Below are 20134 nucleotides of genomic sequence, written 5' to 3'. Positions count from 1 at the left end.
CAAGAAATGGCAGCATACCCCGCCCGCTCGCGCCGCTCTACTGCGTTTCGCGCGCGACTCTGCTCGAAATGTAAGATCGCCGCGCGCCTCGACGGCCACGCGGCGATCTACTCTGCGGGATTGATGACCGCCGTCCGCGGCGGCGGTGCGCGGTCCCGGCGGTCAACCCACGGGACCCGCCGGTTCAAACGAGCTCGCCTGCGGGCTGCAGTTCAGCCGAGTGGACACGGATGTCTTCCGTGTGGCGGTGACGCCGCTGGGCCGTGGCGCGTTTTCTCAACATGCGATCCAGCTTGCCGATCAACAGGCTGATCGCGAGGTAGGCGTCGTCGTTGCGGGTGGACGCGGCGAGGTCCGGGCCCGCGATGTCGATGTAGCCACGCGCTTCAAACGTGCGGCCGGCACGGGTGGGTTCGCAGGCGACATCGATCCGCAGCTGGATGATCGCGGGCTCATGGCGAAAAAGACGTTCGGCCTTGGTCGCGAGCGAGGCTCGCATGGCTTCGGTGAGATCAAGGTGAATGCCGCGGAACACCAGCTTGGCGGGGCGCACAGACGACGAGGGAGACGACATGTTGATCCTTTCTCTTTGCGCGCCGCATGCGGCGCGCGGTTTCTCACTGTGGGGACTAATCGCGTTCTCCATCCAGCAAGCGTTGAAGAACGCCTCAGCTGACCTAACCAACCGGACACCGACGCGAGGCCGGCCCGGGAAAACTGCGCTGTCAGCCACCGGTCGTCACCGGCAGCCCGGTCGGCACAAGTCCCGCCCGGGCCGTGCTGCCAGCGGATCCGTCAGCCCACTCCGCGGGAAATCGCCAGACCGGCGATCGTGGGAAAACCATGCGGAGCTCTTTCAATATTGGGCTGCGTCATGACACCTCCATCGATGCTCGGCGTCGATGAAGAGTCAAGGCGACCGCCGTCAGAAATAGCGGTAATTCCCGTTTTATTTTCCACGACTGCGCTCCGGCGCGCGGGCAGGTCTTCCCGGAAATACGGCGCAGCTTTGCGTTGACAATCGTTATTTCCGGATCACAGGTGCGGACGAAGTGGAATTCGCCGCCGCACAGAATTATATGAGTCGCTTCCCGCTGCCGTTGGCAGGGGGGCAGGCGCGGTTCCTCTTTCCGGGTTCACCCGGGGCCGCAACCTGACACGGGCGACTGATTCGCCCCATCTCAGGGGCGGTTTACCGGGCGCATTTCCATCAGCCCGCGGCTCTTCGCGCGATCGCGCCCGACGATTCCCGCTTTTCGCTTTCCGGCCGGCTTTGGCCGGCCGCTGAACTCCAAAAACCTTCAACCCCTAATCTCATGAACGATCGACCGATTTACATCACCACCGACGACAATGCCCGCCTCCGCCTGCTGCTGGACGCGGTCTCCACCTCCGGACGCAGTCCCACGCTGCAGAAACTGCGCGAGGAACTCGACCGTGCCGTCGTGCTCGAGCCGAACCTGGTGCCCGCCAACGTGGTCACCATGAATGCGCAGGTGCAAATCGAGGACCTCGCGACCGGCGAGATCGAGGAATACACCCTCACCCTTCCCGAACAGGCCAACGTCGAACAACGCAAGCTCTCGGTCCTCGCCCCCATCGGCACCGCTCTGCTCGGCTTCGCGGAAAACGACGAAGTGAGCTGGAGCACCCCGGGTGGCGTGCGACGCCTCAAGATCCGTCAGGTGAAACGCGCCGTGCCCGCCTCGCTGTGACGAGCGTCAGCGACCCTGCCATGCGGCAGGGTCGCGACGTTCGGTCCGAGGGATTACTCCGTCGTCGTCACCGCGAAGGCCTCCGGCCACTCGCGCTCGGCGACGGCAAACACATCCGGCCATCCCTTGCGGATCAGCGCAGCCGCGGTGTCCTCGTCGAGTTGCGAGAGGTATTCGACCACGATGGCACAGCGGTCCTGCCAGTCGGGATAGACGGCTCGGGCCCAGCCCTGCATGCGGCGGAGGTTGTTGTTACTCAGATTCGAGTTGGTAGGATTATGCATGATTTGAATACGAGCGGTTTCGTCGCTCCAGAGGGTTGAAACGAGGAGGCTGCGCCCGCGGATCGCGCGTGCAGCCGTCGCCGCCCGCGAGGGCGGCTTGCGAGTCGGTCAGCACTCCGGCCGGCGCGGCGCGCCCGATCCCGCCGCTGCGAAACTCAGCGGCGATAATCGAACACCGGCGCACGGCCGGATGGCGTGGGGCAGACGGCACGCATCATTGCCGTGAAGTGGACGGATGGGAAAAGACGCTCAGGCATGTTCCGCGACGGAGTGGATAGCGCTCGTCGGACCGGCATGGCGTCGCCGCGCGAGCCACCGTTCAAACCTCCGGATGTTTTCCACCGGCCCGAGCAGGAGAATTCGATCGCCGCGCAAGAGACACTCGTCCGGCGGCGGCGTCATGATGCGGCGGCCATCACGTTCGATTCCGACAACGCGAACAGCCGCGTCGCCCACCGGCAGCGCCGCCAAACTCACCGCCGGGCCCTCACCGACCTCGCAGGCGCCGAGCACCGCCGGGCCGAACGTCGCGGATTCGGGCGCAAGGTCCGCCACCCGCTCCAGAAAACGCCGCGCCTCCGACATGCGTTCCGCGGGACCGAACACGAGCAGCGTGTCTCCCGCCGACAACTCGAAATCGCCCGCGGGCGCGTAGAGCGGCCGTCCATTGCGCTCCACTTCCAGCACCGCGCAGCCAAAGTCGGCCGGCAGCCTCAATTGTGCGAGCGTGCGTCCCGCCGCCGCGGCCGCCGCCGGCAGCGCGATCTCGGCGACGACGACGTCCCACCGGCCGAGATTCCGATCGAGCGCCGCCCGGGCTTCGGCGCGCAGTTCTCCCGCATCCGCGCGGCGATCCGCCAGCACCTCGCGCACCGAGGTCTGCCATTCGCTGTGCCAGTAAACGAGCCGCCGCGAGAAAAGGAACGTCACCACCGCCGCACCCAAGGCGAGGAACAACCACCCGGCCCAATCGAACTGGCTCCGCGGCAGCAGCAAATACAGCCACGTCACCAGCGCCACCAACGCGATGCCTTTGAGCGCGTTCTCGATCGCAGCGGACGGCAGCCGGCCGCCGCTCCACGTTTCGGCCGTCAACAACGCCAGCGCCGAAGCATTCCTCCACATCGCCACCACCGGCACGAGCAGGAGGATCACGAGCGCCGACCAGAATCCGTAAGCCACGGTGCGGTGATCGACCGCCGGAATCAAACCGGCGACCGCTCGCAGCAGGCTCTCGGCATAGATCAGCAGTCCGCTGACAAAAAGGGCCTCGATCGCAATCTGGCCAAGGCGCGGTCGCAGCAGGCGCCAGAGCGGCGTCGTCGCCGGCCGGTCGCGCACCTGCGACAACCAGTCGTGATACGCGGCCAGCGTGCGCGTGATCCAGCGTGGCTCGATGCGTTCGATAAAGCCGACGATTTTTTCGCGCTGCCGGCAGACGAGCGGCAGCGCGAAGATCGTGAGAATCGAGGCGCCGACCGCGGTCGGATAAAACGTTTCCGGCAACACGGCGGCGGTCACGCCCAGTTGCACGATGATATAGGAAAACTCGCCCAGCGGTGTGAGCAGCAACCCCGCGCGTTTCGCCTCACGCGGCTCCATGCCGGCCGCAATCAGCGCCAGCGAGCACGCCACCGGGCGCGCCACGAGGGCGAACGCCGTGATCGCCAGCACCGTCGGCCACACGCCGACCAGGCTCTGCGGATTGATCATAAGTCCGATCGACACGAAAAACACGCTGCTGAACACGTCGCGCAGCCCGCGAAATGCCCGCTCGAACGCGCGCTTTTGCGGAATCTCCGCCAGGATCGCACCGAACAGGAACGCACCCAGCGCAATCGAGTAGCCGGCCTTCGCGGCCACCAGGGCGAGGGCGAACAACAGCCCCGCCACGATCACCGTCTGCATCTCTGGTGACGTGCGCGTCTCGAGCCGGCGCAGCAGCCGGGGGATCAGCAGCAAACCGGCGCCGATCAGCACCACGACGAACGCACTCATCGCTCCGAGTGCCCGCCCCAATCCGCCGCTTTCGCCCGCCCCGGCGACGACCTGACTGGTCAGGATCGTGAGCATCGCGACTGCCACCACGTCCTCGAGCACCGTCACCGCGAGCGCGGTCTGCGCCGGGCGCTCGTGCATGATTTTCTGCTCCGCCACGACCTTTGCGATCACCGCCGAGCTCGACACCATCAACATCGCGGCGACAAACGTCGATTGCAGCGAAGTCCAGCCCGCCGCCGCCCCCAGGAGCTGCGTCAACACCAGCACCCCGATCGCGCCGAGACCCGTCGCCACCAGCGTGCCGGCGCCCATTCTTCCGAACTTCGAGACGCTCAAGTTGAGCCCGATGCCAAACATCAGGAACACCAGACCGATGTGCGAAAGCGTAAGGATCCGCTCCCCGTCCGTGATCAGCGAAAACGGCGGGGTGTGCGGTCCGATGATCATGCCCGCGGCAAGGTAGCCGACGATGACGGAGAGCCCGATGCGCTTGCACAGGAGCCCCGCCGCACCGGCGACGAGAAGAAGGATCGCGAGATCCTGGAGCAGATTGAGACCTTGCATGGCGGGAAATAATTCCGGCGGCCCCGCGCTCAGCTTAGAGGATTTTCCACCGGATCGCGATGGTCGCGTGAATCCGCGAACGAACCGTCGTCCGTCTCGATCAGCACGGCCTTCGCGGCCCGGACCGCCTCATCCAAATCGCCCAATGTCGCCGGCGAGATCGTGAGCGCCGTGACGCCCGGATGCCGCAGCAGCCAGGCCGACGCGACCTGCGCGCGCGCGAGCCCGTGACGTTCCGCGGCGGCGCGAATCTCGCTTTCCATTCCGTCAAGAAGGCCCGCTCCGAAATGAAGGGCCGCTCCCTCGCCCGCCGTCTGGCGCGCGATGAAACCGAGGCGGTGCTCATGACACATCGCCAGCGCATCCTGCTCGAAACCTGCATTCGCCAGCGGCGGACCGTCCACCTGCACGGCCTCGAACCGGCACTGGTTGCGCAACCGCGAGCGATGCAGCGAGTCGACGACGCGCCAGGCCGGAAATCCCCGCGCCACCGCGTAGCGGGCCACCCCGGCGCGAATCAGCATATCGCACGCCTCGATCACGTCGGCGACCGGAACCAACCGTTCGTCCCAGTCGAACACCAGGAGGTCGACATGCCCGACCTGCAGCCGCCGCAGCGAGCTTTCGCACGCTTCGCGGATCAGATTCACAAACGAGATCGTGCCGCCGCCGGAAGGCCGCGCGAGCGGCAGGCGCGCGGCCAGCGTGATCTGGTCGCGAGAAATCCCGCGGCGCTTGAGCCACCGGCCCACGATCTGTTCGGACGGCGGTTCTGCCGACGAACCCGACGGAACGCCGACGCTTTCGACGAAACTTCCGCCGAACTCGCGATAGGCATTGAGCAGCGCGAAGGAGGTTTCCTCACTCACGGCGGTGCCGAGGGCGGCGGTGTCGAGACACAGTTCCGAAACGAGAAGACTGGTGCGGCCGAGTTTGCGTTTGTTCATGAAGGACGAGTTGGAGTTGCGATGGCAGCCATCTAGGCAGCGGGGACAGCGACTGCGTTTTCCGCCGGACCGCGCCGCTGGCCGGGGCCGAACGTCGCGAGGTCGAAGATACCTTCGATCGCGACCACCCTGCCCTGCGCGTCGTAAACCGGGACCAGGCGATCCTCGATCGGCAGCAGCCGCCGGTAGGCGGTGCGCAGACGGTAATGCAAGGTCGCGCGACGGCGCTCCCTCACCGCGGCCGCGACCGCGTCCTCCACCCGCGCGCGGTCGTCCGGCGCGATCAGATTCGCGAAGGCGAGACTGGCGTTGTGAATGAAGCGGTGCGGATCGTAGCCGGTGAGGTCGCGCACGGCATCGCTCATCAGTTCCATCGTCCACTGCGCATCCGGCTTCCGGCGGTAAACGCAGCCGCCGATGACGGCAACGAGACGCTCCCACATCGCCGGAAGTTCGCGCGGGTCGACGCGGCCGTGGATCGGCACGCGCAACAGGCTGGTCGCGATCATGGGCGGTTCCTCCTTTGGCACCGGCGCAGAAGGCCGGCGGAAGTGGAGCTTGCCGGGGAGATGACAATCAAAGCTTTCATGGTGTCTCCGTTTATTGGTTACAGGTTGGGACGCGGTTCCGGTCGGTTCCGCGCTCATGGGCGAAAGAGGAAGTTTCGAAACTGCCACGGATCGGAGCGATCGACCTGCGGCTCCGCCTTTTCCTCGAAGTAGACGCGTTCGCGGCCGAGCGGACTCCAGTCCGACCGCATCGAAACGATCGTGCCGAGATAAGGCCGGGCGGTTTCGAGGATCGCCTCGTGGGGCAGGTCCTCCGGCAGACAGATGCCCGCCCGCGGATGACGGACCGCCCACACGACCGCGGCGAGCACTCCGGCCGCGACCTGCACGGCCGTCGCATTCACCCCCGGGACGCGCTCCCGCGCCTCCTCGATCGACAGGATGCTGCCGGTCCACCAGGAGCGGAAACCGTGTCCCATGATCAGCGCGCCCACGAGATCGGAGCCGGAGACGATCTCGTTGGCCAGGATGCGGCGTTTCGGATGGAGCTCGTAGTTGCGCGCGCGCAGCTCGTGCAGCGAAACGAGCGAGTCGTTGCACGGCGTGTAGGCGTAGTGAACGGTCGGCCGGTAAACCGGCCGGTCGTTTTCCCTCACCGTCAGCGCATGCGAAAGCCCGAAGGATTCGCCGTGCGTGACGACCATGCCCACGATCTCGTGATGCGGGACCCACGATCGGATCCAGGTGTTGAGCCCCATCTGCGGCAGCACGATCTGATTGCGCGGCCCGTGCTCCGGCAGCGACGCCAGCGGCGGAATCCACTTTTCGTGCGTGCCCCAGCCGATTTCGCAGGGCGAAATCGACTCCTCCCACATGCCCTCGGGACTCCAGGTCGAAACGAATTCGTCGGGCGACTTGGCTTTGTCCGCGCGCTGCGTGTCCCACTCGCTGCAATGGATCACGCGCACGCCCAGCTCCTGCGCGAGTTCCGGAAACAGCTGCTCCTGCAGCAGCAGCTCCAGGCGGCGCTTGCGGACCGCGGGCAGACGTTTCTCCCGCAACAACGCCGCCCCGATATCGAGCAGGCCGTGTTTCACGAAATGCGAGACCAAGCCCGGATTCGAGCCGTGGTCGACGACCGCGGTGGCGCCGTCGCGCCACTGCGCGATCAGCGGCAGCAGCCGGGCGTAACGGTTGTAGAGCGACTTCTCGAGGGTCGGCTTGCGTCCCATCTCCGCAGACGGATCCCACGACTCGAGCGACGCGTTCACATAAAGCACCTCGTGATCGTGCGCCCACCGGATGATGTCGAAGAAGTCCACGCTCCACGCCAGGTCGATGATGAGATCGCCGCCTCGGGCATGCGCCGACAGCAGCCGCGTGAGGCTGAGCGGCGTCACGCGCTCCTGCAGAAACGTCACGCCGCGCGCGATCCAGGGCTCGAGGACGGGCTCGCGATCGGCGAAGTCGATGATGACGATCTGCGAGCACGAAAGGTGGAGATGCCTCACCAGCATCGGCAGCAGCGCTTGCGCGACGATGCCGTGGCCGATCATGAGGATGCGGTTCTTGAACTCCATTGCGATGGGACGAACGTGGCTGGCCCGCAGGCTCAGCTCAGCGACTTGAGCGAGAGTTGCACGGGCTGCCCCTCCGGCGGGCCGCCGAAGCTGGGCCGCGCGACGTGGCGGATCCGCAGCCGACGCACGCCGCCCGGCGTGTTCCAATCGACCTGATCGCCCTCGGTGTAGCCGAGAATCGCGGTGCCGATCGGCGCCAGCACGGACAACATGCGCTGCTCGACATTCGCGCGCTCCGGGAAGGTCAGCGTATATTCCTCCACCTCGCCGGTTGCGAGGTCCTCGATCTCCACGCGCGAATTCATCGTCACGACGTTCGCCGGCACCGCTTTGGGATCGAGCACCACCGCGCGATCGAGCTCCGCCCGCAGTTTCTGCAGCGTGCCCGTGCGGGCCGACAGGCCGAGCGAATCAACGATCAGACGCAGTTTCGCGTAGTCGTCGGTGGTCATGTATAAGGGACGGTCGTTCATATTATTCTATATTTCAGTTTTGGGTTGCAGTGATTCCAGGCGGCGCGGCTCAGGCCACGACAGTCGCAGCGGCCATCGCCGTCTCCGCCTCCGCATCGATCGCGGGAGCTTCGAGCCAGCGAACGCCGAGGGCGGAGGAGACGTGGACGCAGGTCAGCGGATCGGTCTCGACCACGATGTGATTGGGAAACGGCGCGCGTTCGTCGCGGCCGGGGTTGAGCACCAGACTCTCGCCGATGCGATCGAACCAGTTCCGCGGTTCGTGCACCTGCCCGGAGAAGACGATCCGCGGCGCGTGCTCCTTGAGCGCCGCCGCCAGATCGAGGTCACCGCCGTCGCGTCCGCTCGCCCGCCGCGCGACCGCCGTTCCGGCGGGCGGGGCGTGCACGACCCAGAGATCGGCCGCACGTCCCTTGGGCCAGGTAGCGGAGCCGATATTGGCGACGATCTGACCGTCGAACACGGCGAGCTGGCCGTCGGTCCAGACGGTGTCCGACGCGATCTCGCGCAGCCAATACGCCGGCCGCCAGCGCTCCGTCTCGCGATCCCACTCCATATCGTGAGCCCCGCTGCACACGCAGGCGGCGCCGGTATAGTCGGCAAACCAGGCCGAGAGCCACTCGACCTGCGTGCGGCGCGGCACGGCGCTCGACTGGTCGAGCAAGTCGCCCGACATGACGAGCAGGTGATGGGACGGCGCCGAGTGGCGCAGCCACTCGAACCAGCGTTGATTGAAATGAAAATCGGCGACGTGGAGAATCGTCATGGCAGACCTCCGGACAGAAGAGACACGATGCAGCGTGACGCTGCGCGTGAAGGATGCGGTTGAACGGAACAGCCGCGCGAAGCGCGGACGGAATCGAGCGCGCGCACGCGTCCTCCGGACGCAGCGCCGCTGCTGCACGAGTTTATCTATTTCCCGGGGCCGCGCTTTGGGTCTGATCCGCGCGGTCTAAACCGGCGCGACCCTAGTTCGCAGTCCCGGGTTCCCCCGGGAAGATATATAACGCCACGCGACCCGTCGTTTGCAGACGAGCGCAGAAAATATATTTCTGTGGCGTGTTGGGGTTCACTCGATGACGAGAAGTGGAACGAAAAAAAGTATTGTCAACGGCAAAGGCGCCGCTAACGGGCACGCTCCACGTCAGGCCGCGCATTCGTCCTTTTCGGAAGGTGCAACCGCCTTCGGCTGCGACCGAAAAAGAGCGTCCTGCTCCTTCCAGAATGCGAACCATTCATGCGGTCGGAAGCGCGCCATCACGGCCGCGGCGGGAAGAAAAAGATGCACGACGTGGCGATCGCCCACCCGGCGCACGAGGCGAAGGTCGGCCTGACCGCCGAAAGATTCGGCCAGCGGCGTCGCAAACGCGAACGCCCGCCGCGCCGCGTCGGCTTCCTCCGCCATCACGACCGCGCGCTCACGACCGTAGGCCTCCTGCGCCTCGCGCTCGTCGGCGCCGAAAGAATAAAAGATCTCCGGCCCGAAGCAGCAGCCGGCTCCGGCAACGTGGTAAATGCGACCGCTGCGCCAGATGCCGCCGAACAGACCGCGCAGGCCCGGATGCGTGTAGCGCAGCGCGCCCGCGGGCAGCGACACATCGCGGCGCAACAGCTCGGTGGCGTCGTTGGTGACGAGTTGAAAAACGGGAGAGACGGATGGGGTCATGACAAGAATACGGCGTGGCGCCGCGCACGAGGTGATGGATGAGGGGACGGATCGGAGCCACGCGGGACCCGGAAGTCAGGTCACACGCGGTGCCACGATCCACAGCCAGGCCTCTCCTGCGGGGTCCGCAGAGAATCCTGAATCGATAGGGGAAAACAGCCTACCTGCCGGAAAACAGACCGCGCAGGTGGCCGGGGGAAACCGCGGTCGGGGCGGCCGGACGAGGCTCAGCCGCCCACGACCACCAGGAAGATCCGCAAGGCCTCGCGCCACCCGCCGGGCGGAAACGCGAGCACCGGAGAAATATTTATAGAAAGGCGAATCACGTCGCGCACCCGTGTGCGGGCTGGAAGCGTTGTCAATATATAAATCAACATAATCCTTGACAAAGGTCGCGCCGCGGCCGTTGGTGCGCGCGAGACCATGCCGTTCGGTTATATACAACTCGAATTCCGCTACCCCAGCGGCCGCATCTGTCCGGCGAACGCCGGCGCGGTGAGCTGACGAGCCTTGCCTTCGGCCGGGCTCGCACCCGCTCGCACCGGCCGGCCGCCTCGAATACCCCGTGCGCCGTAGGCGCACTCTTTCCCCGGGATTCCCTCTCCGACCAGGGGATCCACCGTTTCGGATCGCGCGCCCGCCGCGCACCTCGTTCCCGCTGCAGGCCGTCCGCCCTGCCCTCCATTTTTCCTCATGCCCACCCAACGTCCGCCTCCTTCCTCGACATGATCGAACATCGCACCCTCGGCCGCACCGGCCTCAAGATCTCCGAACTCTGCCTCGGCACGCTGAACTTCGGCTGGAAAACCGACGAAGCTTCGTCGTTCGCCATCCTCGACGCGTTTCGCGCCGCCGGCGGCAATTTTCTCCAGGGCGCCGCGATCGCGCCCACGTTCACCCTCCCTTCCGCCTCGACGAACGTCACCGAGGAAATCATCGGCCGATGGCGGACGTCGCGGTCGATTCCCCGCGGCGATCTGGTGCTCGGCACCCGGCTGAGTGTGCGACCCGAGCCCGGGGCCAGGACAAATCTCGCCGAGCTTGTCTGCCAGCGGACGCTGGAATCGATGCGTCGCCTGAACACCGACTATCTCGATCTTCTCGTCATCGAGTGGAACGACGCGCTCCTGCCCGCTTCACAGCTGCTCGAAGCATTCGACGCTGCCGTGCGGCAGTGCTTCGTGCGCTACATCGGCGTGTCGAATTTCCCTTCCTGGCGCGTCGTCGACCTGATCGGCCGCGCGTTTCGTCGCAACCAAAGCCGCATGGAGGTCCTGCAGGCCGAATACTCGCTCATGACGCGCGCCCGCTACGAACCCGAGAAAATGTCGCTGTGCGAGGAACAGTTGCTCGGCTTCATCGCCATGTCCCCGCTCGCGCGCGGATTCCTGGCGCAAAGCAGCCACGCACCGGACCGGTTCATCGATCTTCGCCGTCGCTTTGCTCGCCGTTTTGACAATGCCTACGGCGATGCGGCGCGATCCGCGGTCGAGAACGTCGCCAGCCGCCACGGGGCCTCGGCCGCCCAGGTCGCCCTGGCTTGGGTGCTCCACAATCCCACCGTGTCCTCGGCGATGATCGGAGTCCGCTCGCCGCAGGAGCTGAAAGAACTGGCGGTCGCCTGCTCGCTCAGACTTTCGCCCGACGATATGGTGGAGTTGTCCGATGCCACCACCGCGGAAGAAATCATCGTGCCTGGGGCGCGCAGCCAGGCTCCTGCGTTCGCCAGCGAAGTGCTGGCAAACTAGCCGGGCAGCACGAATGTGAACGCGATCGCGCACCTCATCGGCGCGCGATCGCCGCAGACGACGGCCCGTTCAACGCACGAGCTCGGCGCTGACGTCGACTCCGCCGCGCACAAGCTTCGCCCGATTCGACTGCGCCGGCAGCGTCGCGCCGTGGGACGTCATGCCGTCGGTGAATTGCAGGCGATCGATCTCGCCGACCTCGACCGAACCGCCATTGAGCTGCTCCAGGCTCCCGCCCGTGATCCGCGCGTCCGCCACGGCGCCCGTGAGGATTACGGCGATGGCGTCGTCATCGCCGGTGACGTCGCCGATGAACACCTTGTTGAAGGCCACGCCCGGCGCGTAGACGCCGGTCAGTCCGCTTCCCGCGAAATAGTGGGCGTTGCCCGTCCGCAACTCGGCGAACTTGCCGTTGCGGCTGTGGATCGTGACGAGTGCGACATCGGCCACGCCGTCGTAAATCGCGTCGTCACGGAACAGCGTCTGGTTCAAAGCCGTGATTTTGCCGACGCTGAAGATCGTCAGATACGAGCTTTCGTCCGCCTCCGTGATCTCGATCGTGGCGTGTCCTTTCACGTAGTTTACGCCCGGCTGCACGTAGTTGACCGGGGCCGCCGGAACGCTCCCAGCTTCGAGACGGATCGTCAGCGTCCCCGCACCGGAGAACTCGACCTGCACGATGTCGTCGTCGAGATCGATGAACGAGGTGCGCACGATTTTTCCGGGCTGCGCCTTCACGCTCGTCGAGATTCCGGTCATCAGGAACTGATCGTAGATGTGACCGTTCGGGTGCTGGATGTCGGCGCCCACCTGTTCGCTGCTGCCGGTCTTCTGTTCGGAGAATGTCAGCTGCAGCAAGGCGGAACGACTCGCCACCGCGCCCGCCGTGTTGCTCACCATCACGCTGTAGTAGCCGACGTCCGCGGGCTGCACATTGGTCAGCGCCAGCGTGCCGCCCGTCGCGCCGGAGAGGTCGATGCCGTTCCGTTGCCATTGATAGCGCAGACCCGAGCCGGACGCCCGGACCACGAAGCTCGCGCCTTTACCCGGCTCGGCGACGACGTCCTGCGGCTGCTGCGTGATCACCGGCGGCGTCGGGCTCGATCCACCGCCCGACGGCGCGGCGCGCGTGACGCTCACCGAATAGGTGCGCGTCGTCGTGCCATCTTCCGCCGTCACGTCCACCGACAACGAGTTGGAGCCAACGTTGAGCGCGAGCGAATTGCTCGGATTGCCCGAAATGACCGTCGCGCCATTCACCTGGAGGGTGGCGTGCGCGTCGGATGCCGTCGGAGTGACCCTGATGCTCGACACCGCATTCCCGACGCTCGCCGTGTAACTCGTCGTCCCGCTGGCAAATGTCGGCGACAGCGTGCCGGTGCTCAGCACGAGGTTCGACAACGTGGCGTCCGTCGACCGCGCGCGATACGAGCTCACCGACACATCGTCGATCGCCAGGCCGGCGAGCGCCTCGGCATCGTCACTCTCGAGATGGACGCGCAAGCGGATCGTCTTCCCTGCGAAATCGCTGATGAGGACGCGATGCATGCCCCAGCCCGCGGCCTCCGCGATCGTGAGCGCACCGGCGCCGACCCCGTCGTCATGCATCGTGGGTCCGAGCCACCGCCAGACCTCCTGGCGGCGACCGTCGCCACCAACTTCCTCGACGGCGATGTAGGCGTTCACCGTGCTCGCGTCGGCGAGTTGATAACTCATCGCCCACGACAGCTCGATCGAATTGCCGAGGGATACTTCGGTGAGATCGACCTCCGGGGAAACGAGATCCTGGCTGCTACCCGTCGCGTAGTCGCCGGCGAGATTGGTTTTCCACGCCTTCGTGCCGCTGTGCGCGGACGCGATCGGTGCGGCCGCGGGAGCGCCGTGGGCCCAGGTGTCGGCGGTGCCGCTGGACGTGAACCCGCCGTCGTTCGCTTCGAAATCCGCATTCAGATGAACCGTGCGCACGCCGGTGAGGGCGGGATCCTGATCGACGACGATCAAGCTCCACCCCTCCAACACGCCCGTGACCGAATCGGCGTTGCGATCGCGAATCGTCAGCGTCCACACGCCCTGCGCGTCCTGACCCGCAAACCAGCCGAGCCGGTAATTGCGGCCTGACTTGAACACCGCGCCCCGGGTAGTCAGCAGCGGCGTATCCGGATCGATTTGATCGAAACCCAGCGCATACGCGGCGGTGTCGTCGAGAATCACATCGAGGACATTGCCGTTGCCGCCGACGTCGCGGAGCAGTCCCACCTTGTTGCCGCTCGGCGAAGTCAGGTGGAGATCGAGCGCGGAAAGATTGTCGTGGGTGATCTGGAGCGCGACCTTCAAGCGGCCGATCGGCAGACTCGTCGGGATCGTCAGCGTGGACGTGAGTTCACCGCCATCCGGGATTTCGCCCGTGTCCGAGTTCAGCGCGGTGAAGGTGTGCGTGGTCTCGACCGGCGCAGCCAGCACGGTCGCGCTCAGGTGATAATTGCCGAACGATCCGTCGGCGGAGCTGATTTCCAGTGCATACTCACCGGCGTCCTTCACGGTGAACATCATCGCTTCCGAGCTGGGCGGCGTGTTGCTGACGTTGTCGCTGCCGTTCATCTCGAACGACTGCGTTAGATCGCCACCGATAGGCCTGAGCGTCAGCTTCGCATTCCAGCCCGTGTCGTCACGTTCGGGATCGAGATCGAGACTTGCGAAGAGCGTCTGGCCCGCCGCGAGAGTTATCGCATAACGGTCCACTTCGGTGCCGTCGCTCGTCGCGCCGGCGACCCACCCTGCCGTAGACAACGCCTGGCCCGTTCCGCTATCGTCCGTTTCGGTTTCCGGCGATCCGGATTGGACGCGAACATACAAATCGTAAGGAAACACGACCGCCTCCGGACGCCGGCATTCCACCGTCACGTAATATGTGCCGTCCGCCGGGATGCGCAGGCCGGCGATGCTCGACGAGGTGGAACTCAGGCCGCCGTCGTCATCGTCGAGCTCAAGCACGAGTCCATCGCTGCGCGCGAGGTGCAGGACCGTGTCGCGGCTGGCGTTCGTGGCGTCGGAGCTCGAGGTGGTGGCGGTGGCCGCGTAGACGCGATCGCCGGCGTGCGCAAAAAACGAATACGCGTCGACATGCCCCGCCGGATAAAGATTTCCCGACACCCGTGTGCCGGCGCCGACGTTCGTGAGTACCGTCGCCGTCGCGGCGTCCAGCGCCGGTCCCACGAGCAGGTTGAGCGTGAATTCGTTGTCGCTCGAATCGGGATCGGGCACCGACGAGGTCGTGACCACCCACACCCCGGCGCCGGCCCCTTGGGCTGCGGTCGGATCAATCGTGCCGTCCAGAACCACCGTCGCTGAGGCACCGCTAGCCAGCTCCGGGCCAACGAAGAAAATATTGTCCTGGGTGCCGACGCCGGGTGAGTTGAAAAGCGTCCAGCCGGCGTCGGTGGCGTCTGCATCGGGCGCCGCCGATGCGAAGGTCACGCGCCCGGAGAGCTTGGCATAAACCACGACGGTCGACGCCCGCTGCGGTCCGTTGTTCGTGACGGTGATGTTGTAGGTGGCAACCTCGCCGGCGGGCACGCTTCCGCTCGACGCCGCGGTGACCGTCACCGCGAGGTCCGCGTTCGCGGTCACGGAGGTGGTCGCGGTGGCGCTGTTGTTCGCCAGCGTTGGATCTCCGGTGGTCGCGCTCCCCGTGGCAGTGTTGGTCAGCGTGGTGTCGTCGCTCGTCGTCGTGTCGACTGCGACGACCAGCGTGAAGACAGCGCTCGCGCCGGACGCTAGCGTCGCAGCCGAGGCGTTGATCGTGCCATTCGCTCCGACCGCCGGCGTCGTGGCGTTCCATCCTTCGGGACTGGTGAGCGACACGAAGGTCAGCGCCGTGGGGAGCACATCCGAAAATGCCGGCTCAACGGCGGCGTCGGGCCCGTTGTTCGTGATCGTGAGCGTGTAGGTGAGATTGTCGCCGGCCTGCACCGGATCCGGGGCGTCGGTCAACGTCATCGCGAGATCGGCCGCAGGCACGTAGGTGAACTGGTTCGCCGCACTCGTCGCGCTCGTCCCACTCGGCGTGGTGACCGTGATATTTACCACTCCCGCCGAGCCCGCCGGCGAATAGGCCGTGATCTGCGTGTTGCTGTTGACGACCCACCCCCCGGCGGCGCTCGCGCCAAAAAACACCGCGTGCGCGGTCGTAAAGTCCGTTCCGGTGAGCGTCACCATCGTGCCGCCGTCCGTCGGTCCGCTCGCGGGTGAAACTCCCGTCACTGTCGGCGCCGGGGGCTGCGCCGCCTGCACCTCATGACAGAACAGCGTTACGGCGAGCGCCGTGGAAACGCCGACTTGCGCGAGGCGGGCCGGGAACCGGAACGGCGAACGCAATAGAACCGCAACAGCCGCGCGCAATGCCGCGGCGCACGTGAAATGTAGACTCATGGGACGGAAGCTGGATCTCGAACTGGTGTGAAACCCCTAGAATGCCAGAGCTCCCCAACAAATTCCTATAGGCCGTTCGGCCCCATCTCCAAAGACGTCGCACCGCGCCGCTCCGCGGCGGGTATCCCTCACCGATTGAAACCGAATCAACGCCGCCCCAACCACTTCACCGCCGCTTCCGTGCGCGAACGCACTTCCAGTTTCTCATAAATGCGCGCGAGGTGATTTTTCACGGTCGCCGGACTGATCCCGAGTTTTCCCGCGATCTCCTTGTAGGCCAGACCGCGCGCGAGGTGATCGAGGATCTCGCGTTCGCGAGGGGTGACGTCCGCCGTCGCGCGGTCACCCACCGGCGGCGCGGCTTCGACCGGTTGGGCAAACGAAGCCAGCACGCGTCGCGCAATCGGCCGCGACATCGGCGCGCCACCGGCGAGCAGTTCGTCGAGCCCCACGAGGATCTCCGCCGGCGACGCGCTCTTCAGCAGGTAGCCGGACGCCCCCGCCTGCAACGCGGCGAAGAGGTTTTCGGCATCCTCGAAAATCGTCAGCATCACGCATCGCGTTTCCGGATACAACAAGCGCAACCGCCGCACCGCCACCGGGCCCGGCTGGCCGGGAAGATTGATGTCGCAGAGAACCACCGTCGGCGGCTCGCGCGGAATGCCCGCGAGCGCCTCCTCGGCGCTGCCAAATGCGCCGCTGAGCCGAAACCGGCCGCTGGCCGCGAGCATACGTTCGAGACCGGCGCGATAACCGGCGTCATCTTCAATCAAGGCGACCGTCGTCACGCCGGCGAAAAAATCACGATACGCGCGAAACTCACGGCGAAAGTTGTGACCCTAGCCCTCCGTGCCCGGTTTGGGGCCCGCCCTATCCTTGCTCAACCCGTTCCCCGAAACCGGCACGCGCAAGGTGACCTTCGTTCCCTTTCCGGCCGCGCTCTCCACCTCCGCTCGGCCACCCAGCGCCTCCGCGCGCGCGGCGATGTTCCTCAAGCCGTGACCCGAACCGCGACGCTCGCCGGGCGCAAAACCGCAGCCGTTGTCCGTCAACCCGATCGTGAGCCAGCCGTCGGTCACACGCACCTCGAGACGAACCTCCGTCGCCCGCGAATATTTCAAGCTGTTATGCAACGCCTCCTTCACCGCCAGAAACAGGCTGTGCCGTGCCTCCGAACTGAGCGCCAGCGGCGGCGGGTCCGGGTCGAGATCGAGCTGGCACGCGACGCCCGCCGCGCGCAGCACCTCCTCCGCATGGTCGCCCAGCCGCTCGATCAGGCTCGCGACGCGGTCGTTCTGCGGCGTCACCGCCCAGACAATCTCGCGCGCGTGCTGCACGAGTTCCTGCGCCGTCGTCCGCAGGCGGCCGAGCGCCGCCGACAGTCGCACGGAATCGTCCTTCAACCGATCCGCCTCCCCGGCGAACAGGATCACGCGACCGAGGCCCGAGCCCACCTCGTCGTGCAGATCCCGCGCCAATCGCAGCCGCTCCCGCTCCACCGCCGACTCCGTCTCCAGCCACACCAGCCGCCGCCGCAATGCCCGCTGCGCCAACCAGCGCGTCACCGCCGCGATCGCGCCGATCGCCGCCAGCACAGCCAGCGACACACACCACCAGGTCCGCCACCACGGCGGCAGCAGCCGGAACCCGAACTGCGCCACCGTCCCGATGCGCCCACCCGCCGTGCGGGCCTGCACTTCAAATGTGTAGGCTCCCGGCGGTAGCTTGAGATACTCCTGATGCGCGGCTGCATCCCACGTGGACCAATCCCGGCTGAAACCGACCAGCCGCGAACGGTATTCGGTTTTTACCGACGCGAAGGCATCGGGCTGCAACACCAACGCAGCGAATTCGAAACGCAGCGAGTTCAGCTCCGGCTCCAGCGGTGTCGCAAACGGCGTGCCCGCGCCGTCCCATAGCACCTTTTGCTGCGGCCCGATCACCCGGCGCACGCGCACTTCCGGCGAAACCGGCGCCGCGCCGGACCACTCGCGATCGAACGATGCGAGCCCCAGATAACCCAGCCAGATCGTGCGCGCGTCGGGATCGTCGCACACTTCCAGCGGCCGGATCGCCTCGATGCCGGAATACGGCAACGGCTCGATTTTCCAGGTCTGTGGTCCGGTCCGACGCGCGATCGCGGGCGAATTGTCCGGCGTGGAATTCGCCATCCAGAGCGAACCGTCGCGCAACGGAAACGCCCGCGCCCAGCGTCGGAGATCAAGTCCCGCGATCCGCGTTTCCGCCTCGAACCGGTCGCTCGCCGGATCGTGCCGCCACAATCCGTTCGAATTCGTCGCCTCCACGCGACCGTCGAGCAAGAAGATCCAGATCCGCTCCCGGCCGTCGGTCGACACCGGCAGTCCGCGCGCCGGCCCGACGGACTCGAGTTCGGCGTCGACCCGCACGCCCTGGCGCCAGTCGAGCCGGACCACTTCGAGCCGGTTGCGCGTCGCCCACAACCATCCTTCGTCGTCCTCGATCAATGGATACAGCGAGGCGCGGACCTTCGGCAGTTCGGCCTCGAAACGCCACGTTCCCGCCTCCCGCCGGTAGATGCGCACGAGGCCCGGCCCGGTGCAAGCGACGAGGCGGTCCGGATCGCGCCGCAAGCGCACGGCCGACCGGAACAGCAGCCGCTGCGGCTCGATGATTTCCACCGAGCCGTCATCCCGGATCAGCCGCAAATCGAGTCCGCCGACGATCAACCCGTCGTGGACCGGCAACAGCACCCAGGAATCTCCCGGCACGTCCGCCATCGGCACGAAGCGGCCCGCCACCGGATCGCGCACGAACACGCCGTGAGTGGTCGCCACATGCAGACGCCCCCGATGAAAACCCATCCCTTGCACGCGGCCGCGGACACCGCCGTCCCGACCGTGATGCAGGGCGACGGGCGAGCGGATCTGGATCCGCGTGACGCCGGCAAACCGCGCGAGCCACAGACCGCCCTGCGCGTCCGACGTCATCGCCACGATGTTGCTGCTCACGGCGCCCAAACCACCGTCGTCATCGTAGCGCGCCAGCACCCGTCCGGATTCCGCGTCGACGATCAACACACCATGGCCTTCGGTGCCGAGTGCGAACGTGCCATCGCCCAGTGGACAACCGCAGCTCACGCGATCGTTGCCCAGCAGCTTCGCCACCTCGTCGGAAACCAGCGGCGCCTCGCCGCCATGCCAGCGGCGCAGCCCTGCGGCGCTCACCACCCACTCCGACGTGCGGTCGCGCGCCCACACCGACTGCACCTCCAGGCTCGCCAACAACGCCGCCTCAGGCGCGGGCACGCACTCGTCGCCCTCGATACGATAGGCCGCGACCGCCGTGATCACGTGCACGACGCCGGCGCGAACGAACAACTGCACCGGACGTTCGCCGTTCGGCGGGGCGATCTGCCGCACCTCGCCGTGGCGATCCGCGCGCGCGATGAAACCTTTCTTCCCTTGCGTGACGAAATAAGCCCGATCCTCGTGCACCAGCATCCGCAGGACATGCCCCACCCGACGGTCCTCCACCGGCAGTCGCTCCTGCAGTGGCTGCGCTTGCAACATGCCGTGCGCATCGGGCGCCAGCAGACCGAACTCACCTGTCGCCGAATACCAGATACGTCCCGCGGAATCGGCCGCGACCTGGTGCACGATCAGGCCGTCCGTGCCGGCGATCCGCCGCCAGGACGCGCCGTCGTATTCGACGATCCCCGACGTGTTCGCGATGTAGATGAGTCCGTTCGGATGCGCGAGCACGCTGCGGGTCTGCGGGCTGCCGGGAATCTCGCGTTCGGTGAACACCTGCGACACCGGCAGACCGGAATACCGCGGCGACACCCAGGCCCGGGCGAACGAACCGCTCGCGACCAGAAGTCCGACGAGAACAGCGCGCAGCATGACGCCCTTCGCCGCTCTCAGGCGATTGCCCTGAAAAACCAGACCAGCGGCGCGTCGCGCCGAGGTTTCAAGCCCGGCGCTGTATTCCCGGCGGCTAAAGGCGGTGGTGAGTTCGACGGCATCGTGGCGCCGCGATCACGACGTGATGGCACGAATCGTCGGCTCGCAGCGCGGTAATCTGAGCGCGTTTCCGCCCGCCGACAGAAGCAAATTCTTGGGTTATGCCACATCCCGGCACGTATCGGCAAAGTGGCGACAGCACCCGCTGCTGATGGCGTCTTTTGCCGCATTTCGCCCAGCGCATTCGGCATCGCGGCCCTGCACTATCCCATGCT

13 protein-coding genes and 1 pseudogene are annotated in these 20134 nt (G+C 66.3%); 2 read left to right on the top strand and 12 right to left on the bottom strand.

Annotated features, from left to right (window positions below; translation table 11 throughout):
* Positions 1-184: 184 nt before the first annotated feature.
* Positions 185-574 carry a ribosome hibernation-promoting factor, HPF/YfiA family gene (gene hpf, locus AC6RV7_RS12970; RefSeq protein WP_500094420.1) on the bottom strand — a complete coding sequence of 130 codons (390 nt, stop codon included), beginning with the start codon at positions 572-574 and terminating at the stop codon, positions 185-187.
* A gap of 742 nt (positions 575-1316) precedes the next feature.
* Between hpf and rnk the strand changes: the two genes are divergently transcribed.
* Positions 1317-1715, top strand: a complete 399-nt coding sequence (rnk, locus tag AC6RV7_RS12965; protein WP_500094419.1) for a nucleoside diphosphate kinase regulator — start codon at positions 1317-1319, stop codon at positions 1713-1715.
* Between the two features lie 53 nt (positions 1716-1768).
* Here rnk and AC6RV7_RS12960 read toward each other — a convergent pair whose 3' ends face one another.
* The 8 genes from AC6RV7_RS12960 to AC6RV7_RS12925 all read right to left on the bottom strand — a co-directional run bounded on the left by AC6RV7_RS12960 (position 1769) and on the right by AC6RV7_RS12925 (position 9739).
* On the bottom strand, positions 1769-1999 hold the full coding sequence (locus AC6RV7_RS12960) for a hypothetical protein (RefSeq protein WP_500094418.1): 231 nt from the start codon (positions 1997-1999) through the stop codon (positions 1769-1771).
* Between the two features lie 249 nt (positions 2000-2248).
* A complete protein-coding gene (locus tag AC6RV7_RS12955) occupies positions 2249-4564 on the bottom strand; it encodes a cation:proton antiporter domain-containing protein (RefSeq protein WP_500094417.1) in 2316 nt (771 codons plus the stop codon).
* Positions 4565-4593: 29 nt separating this feature from the next.
* Positions 4594-5511: an aldo/keto reductase gene (locus tag AC6RV7_RS12950; RefSeq protein ID WP_500094416.1), complete on the bottom strand. Its 918-nt coding sequence runs from the start codon at positions 5509-5511 to the stop codon at positions 4594-4596.
* 32 nt (positions 5512-5543) lie between these two features.
* Positions 5544-6020, bottom strand: coding sequence for a PAS domain-containing protein (locus AC6RV7_RS12945; RefSeq protein ID WP_500094415.1), 477 nt, complete (start codon positions 6018-6020; stop codon positions 5544-5546).
* Between the two features lie 134 nt (positions 6021-6154).
* Positions 6155-7600: a saccharopine dehydrogenase C-terminal domain-containing protein gene (locus AC6RV7_RS12940; protein WP_500094414.1), complete on the bottom strand. Its 1446-nt coding sequence runs from the start codon at positions 7598-7600 to the stop codon at positions 6155-6157.
* A gap of 32 nt (positions 7601-7632) precedes the next feature.
* Positions 7633-8073 carry a GreA/GreB family elongation factor gene (locus AC6RV7_RS12935; protein ID WP_500094413.1) on the bottom strand — a complete coding sequence of 147 codons (441 nt, stop codon included), beginning with the start codon at positions 8071-8073 and terminating at the stop codon, positions 7633-7635.
* Positions 8074-8122: 49 nt separating this feature from the next.
* On the bottom strand, positions 8123-8839 hold the full coding sequence (locus AC6RV7_RS12930) for a metallophosphoesterase family protein (protein WP_500094412.1): 717 nt from the start codon (positions 8837-8839) through the stop codon (positions 8123-8125).
* 378 nt (positions 8840-9217) lie between these two features.
* Positions 9218-9739, bottom strand: coding sequence for a hypothetical protein (locus AC6RV7_RS12925; protein WP_500094411.1), 522 nt, complete (start codon positions 9737-9739; stop codon positions 9218-9220).
* A gap of 725 nt (positions 9740-10464) precedes the next feature.
* Between AC6RV7_RS12925 and AC6RV7_RS12920 the strand changes: the two genes are divergently transcribed.
* On the top strand, positions 10465-11487 hold the full coding sequence (locus AC6RV7_RS12920; protein WP_500094410.1) for an aldo/keto reductase: 1023 nt from the start codon (positions 10465-10467) through the stop codon (positions 11485-11487).
* Positions 11488-12387: 900 nt separating this feature from the next.
* On the opposite strand, the pseudogene AC6RV7_RS12915 reads toward AC6RV7_RS12920, so the two are convergent.
* From AC6RV7_RS12915 to AC6RV7_RS12905, 3 genes and pseudogenes are all read right to left on the bottom strand, one after another.
* Positions 12388-15915, bottom strand: a pseudogene (locus AC6RV7_RS12915) (cadherin-like beta sandwich domain-containing protein); the annotation flags it as partial.
* 146 nt (positions 15916-16061) lie between these two features.
* The gene (locus tag AC6RV7_RS12910; RefSeq protein WP_500094409.1) at positions 16062-16703 is read right to left on the bottom strand and encodes a LuxR C-terminal-related transcriptional regulator; all 642 of its coding nucleotides are present in this window, start codon (positions 16701-16703) and stop codon (positions 16062-16064) included.
* Positions 16704-16754: 51 nt separating this feature from the next.
* Positions 16755-19799, bottom strand: coding sequence for an ATP-binding protein (locus tag AC6RV7_RS12905; protein ID WP_500094408.1), 3045 nt, complete (start codon positions 19797-19799; stop codon positions 16755-16757).
* Positions 19800-20134: the final 335 nt, after the last annotated feature.

The sequence above is a fragment of the Opitutus sp. sgz309028 genome (genome assembly GCF_059821195.1).
Note: the sequence above shows the minus strand (reverse complement) of the source record. Positions and strands in the feature narration are given on the sequence as shown.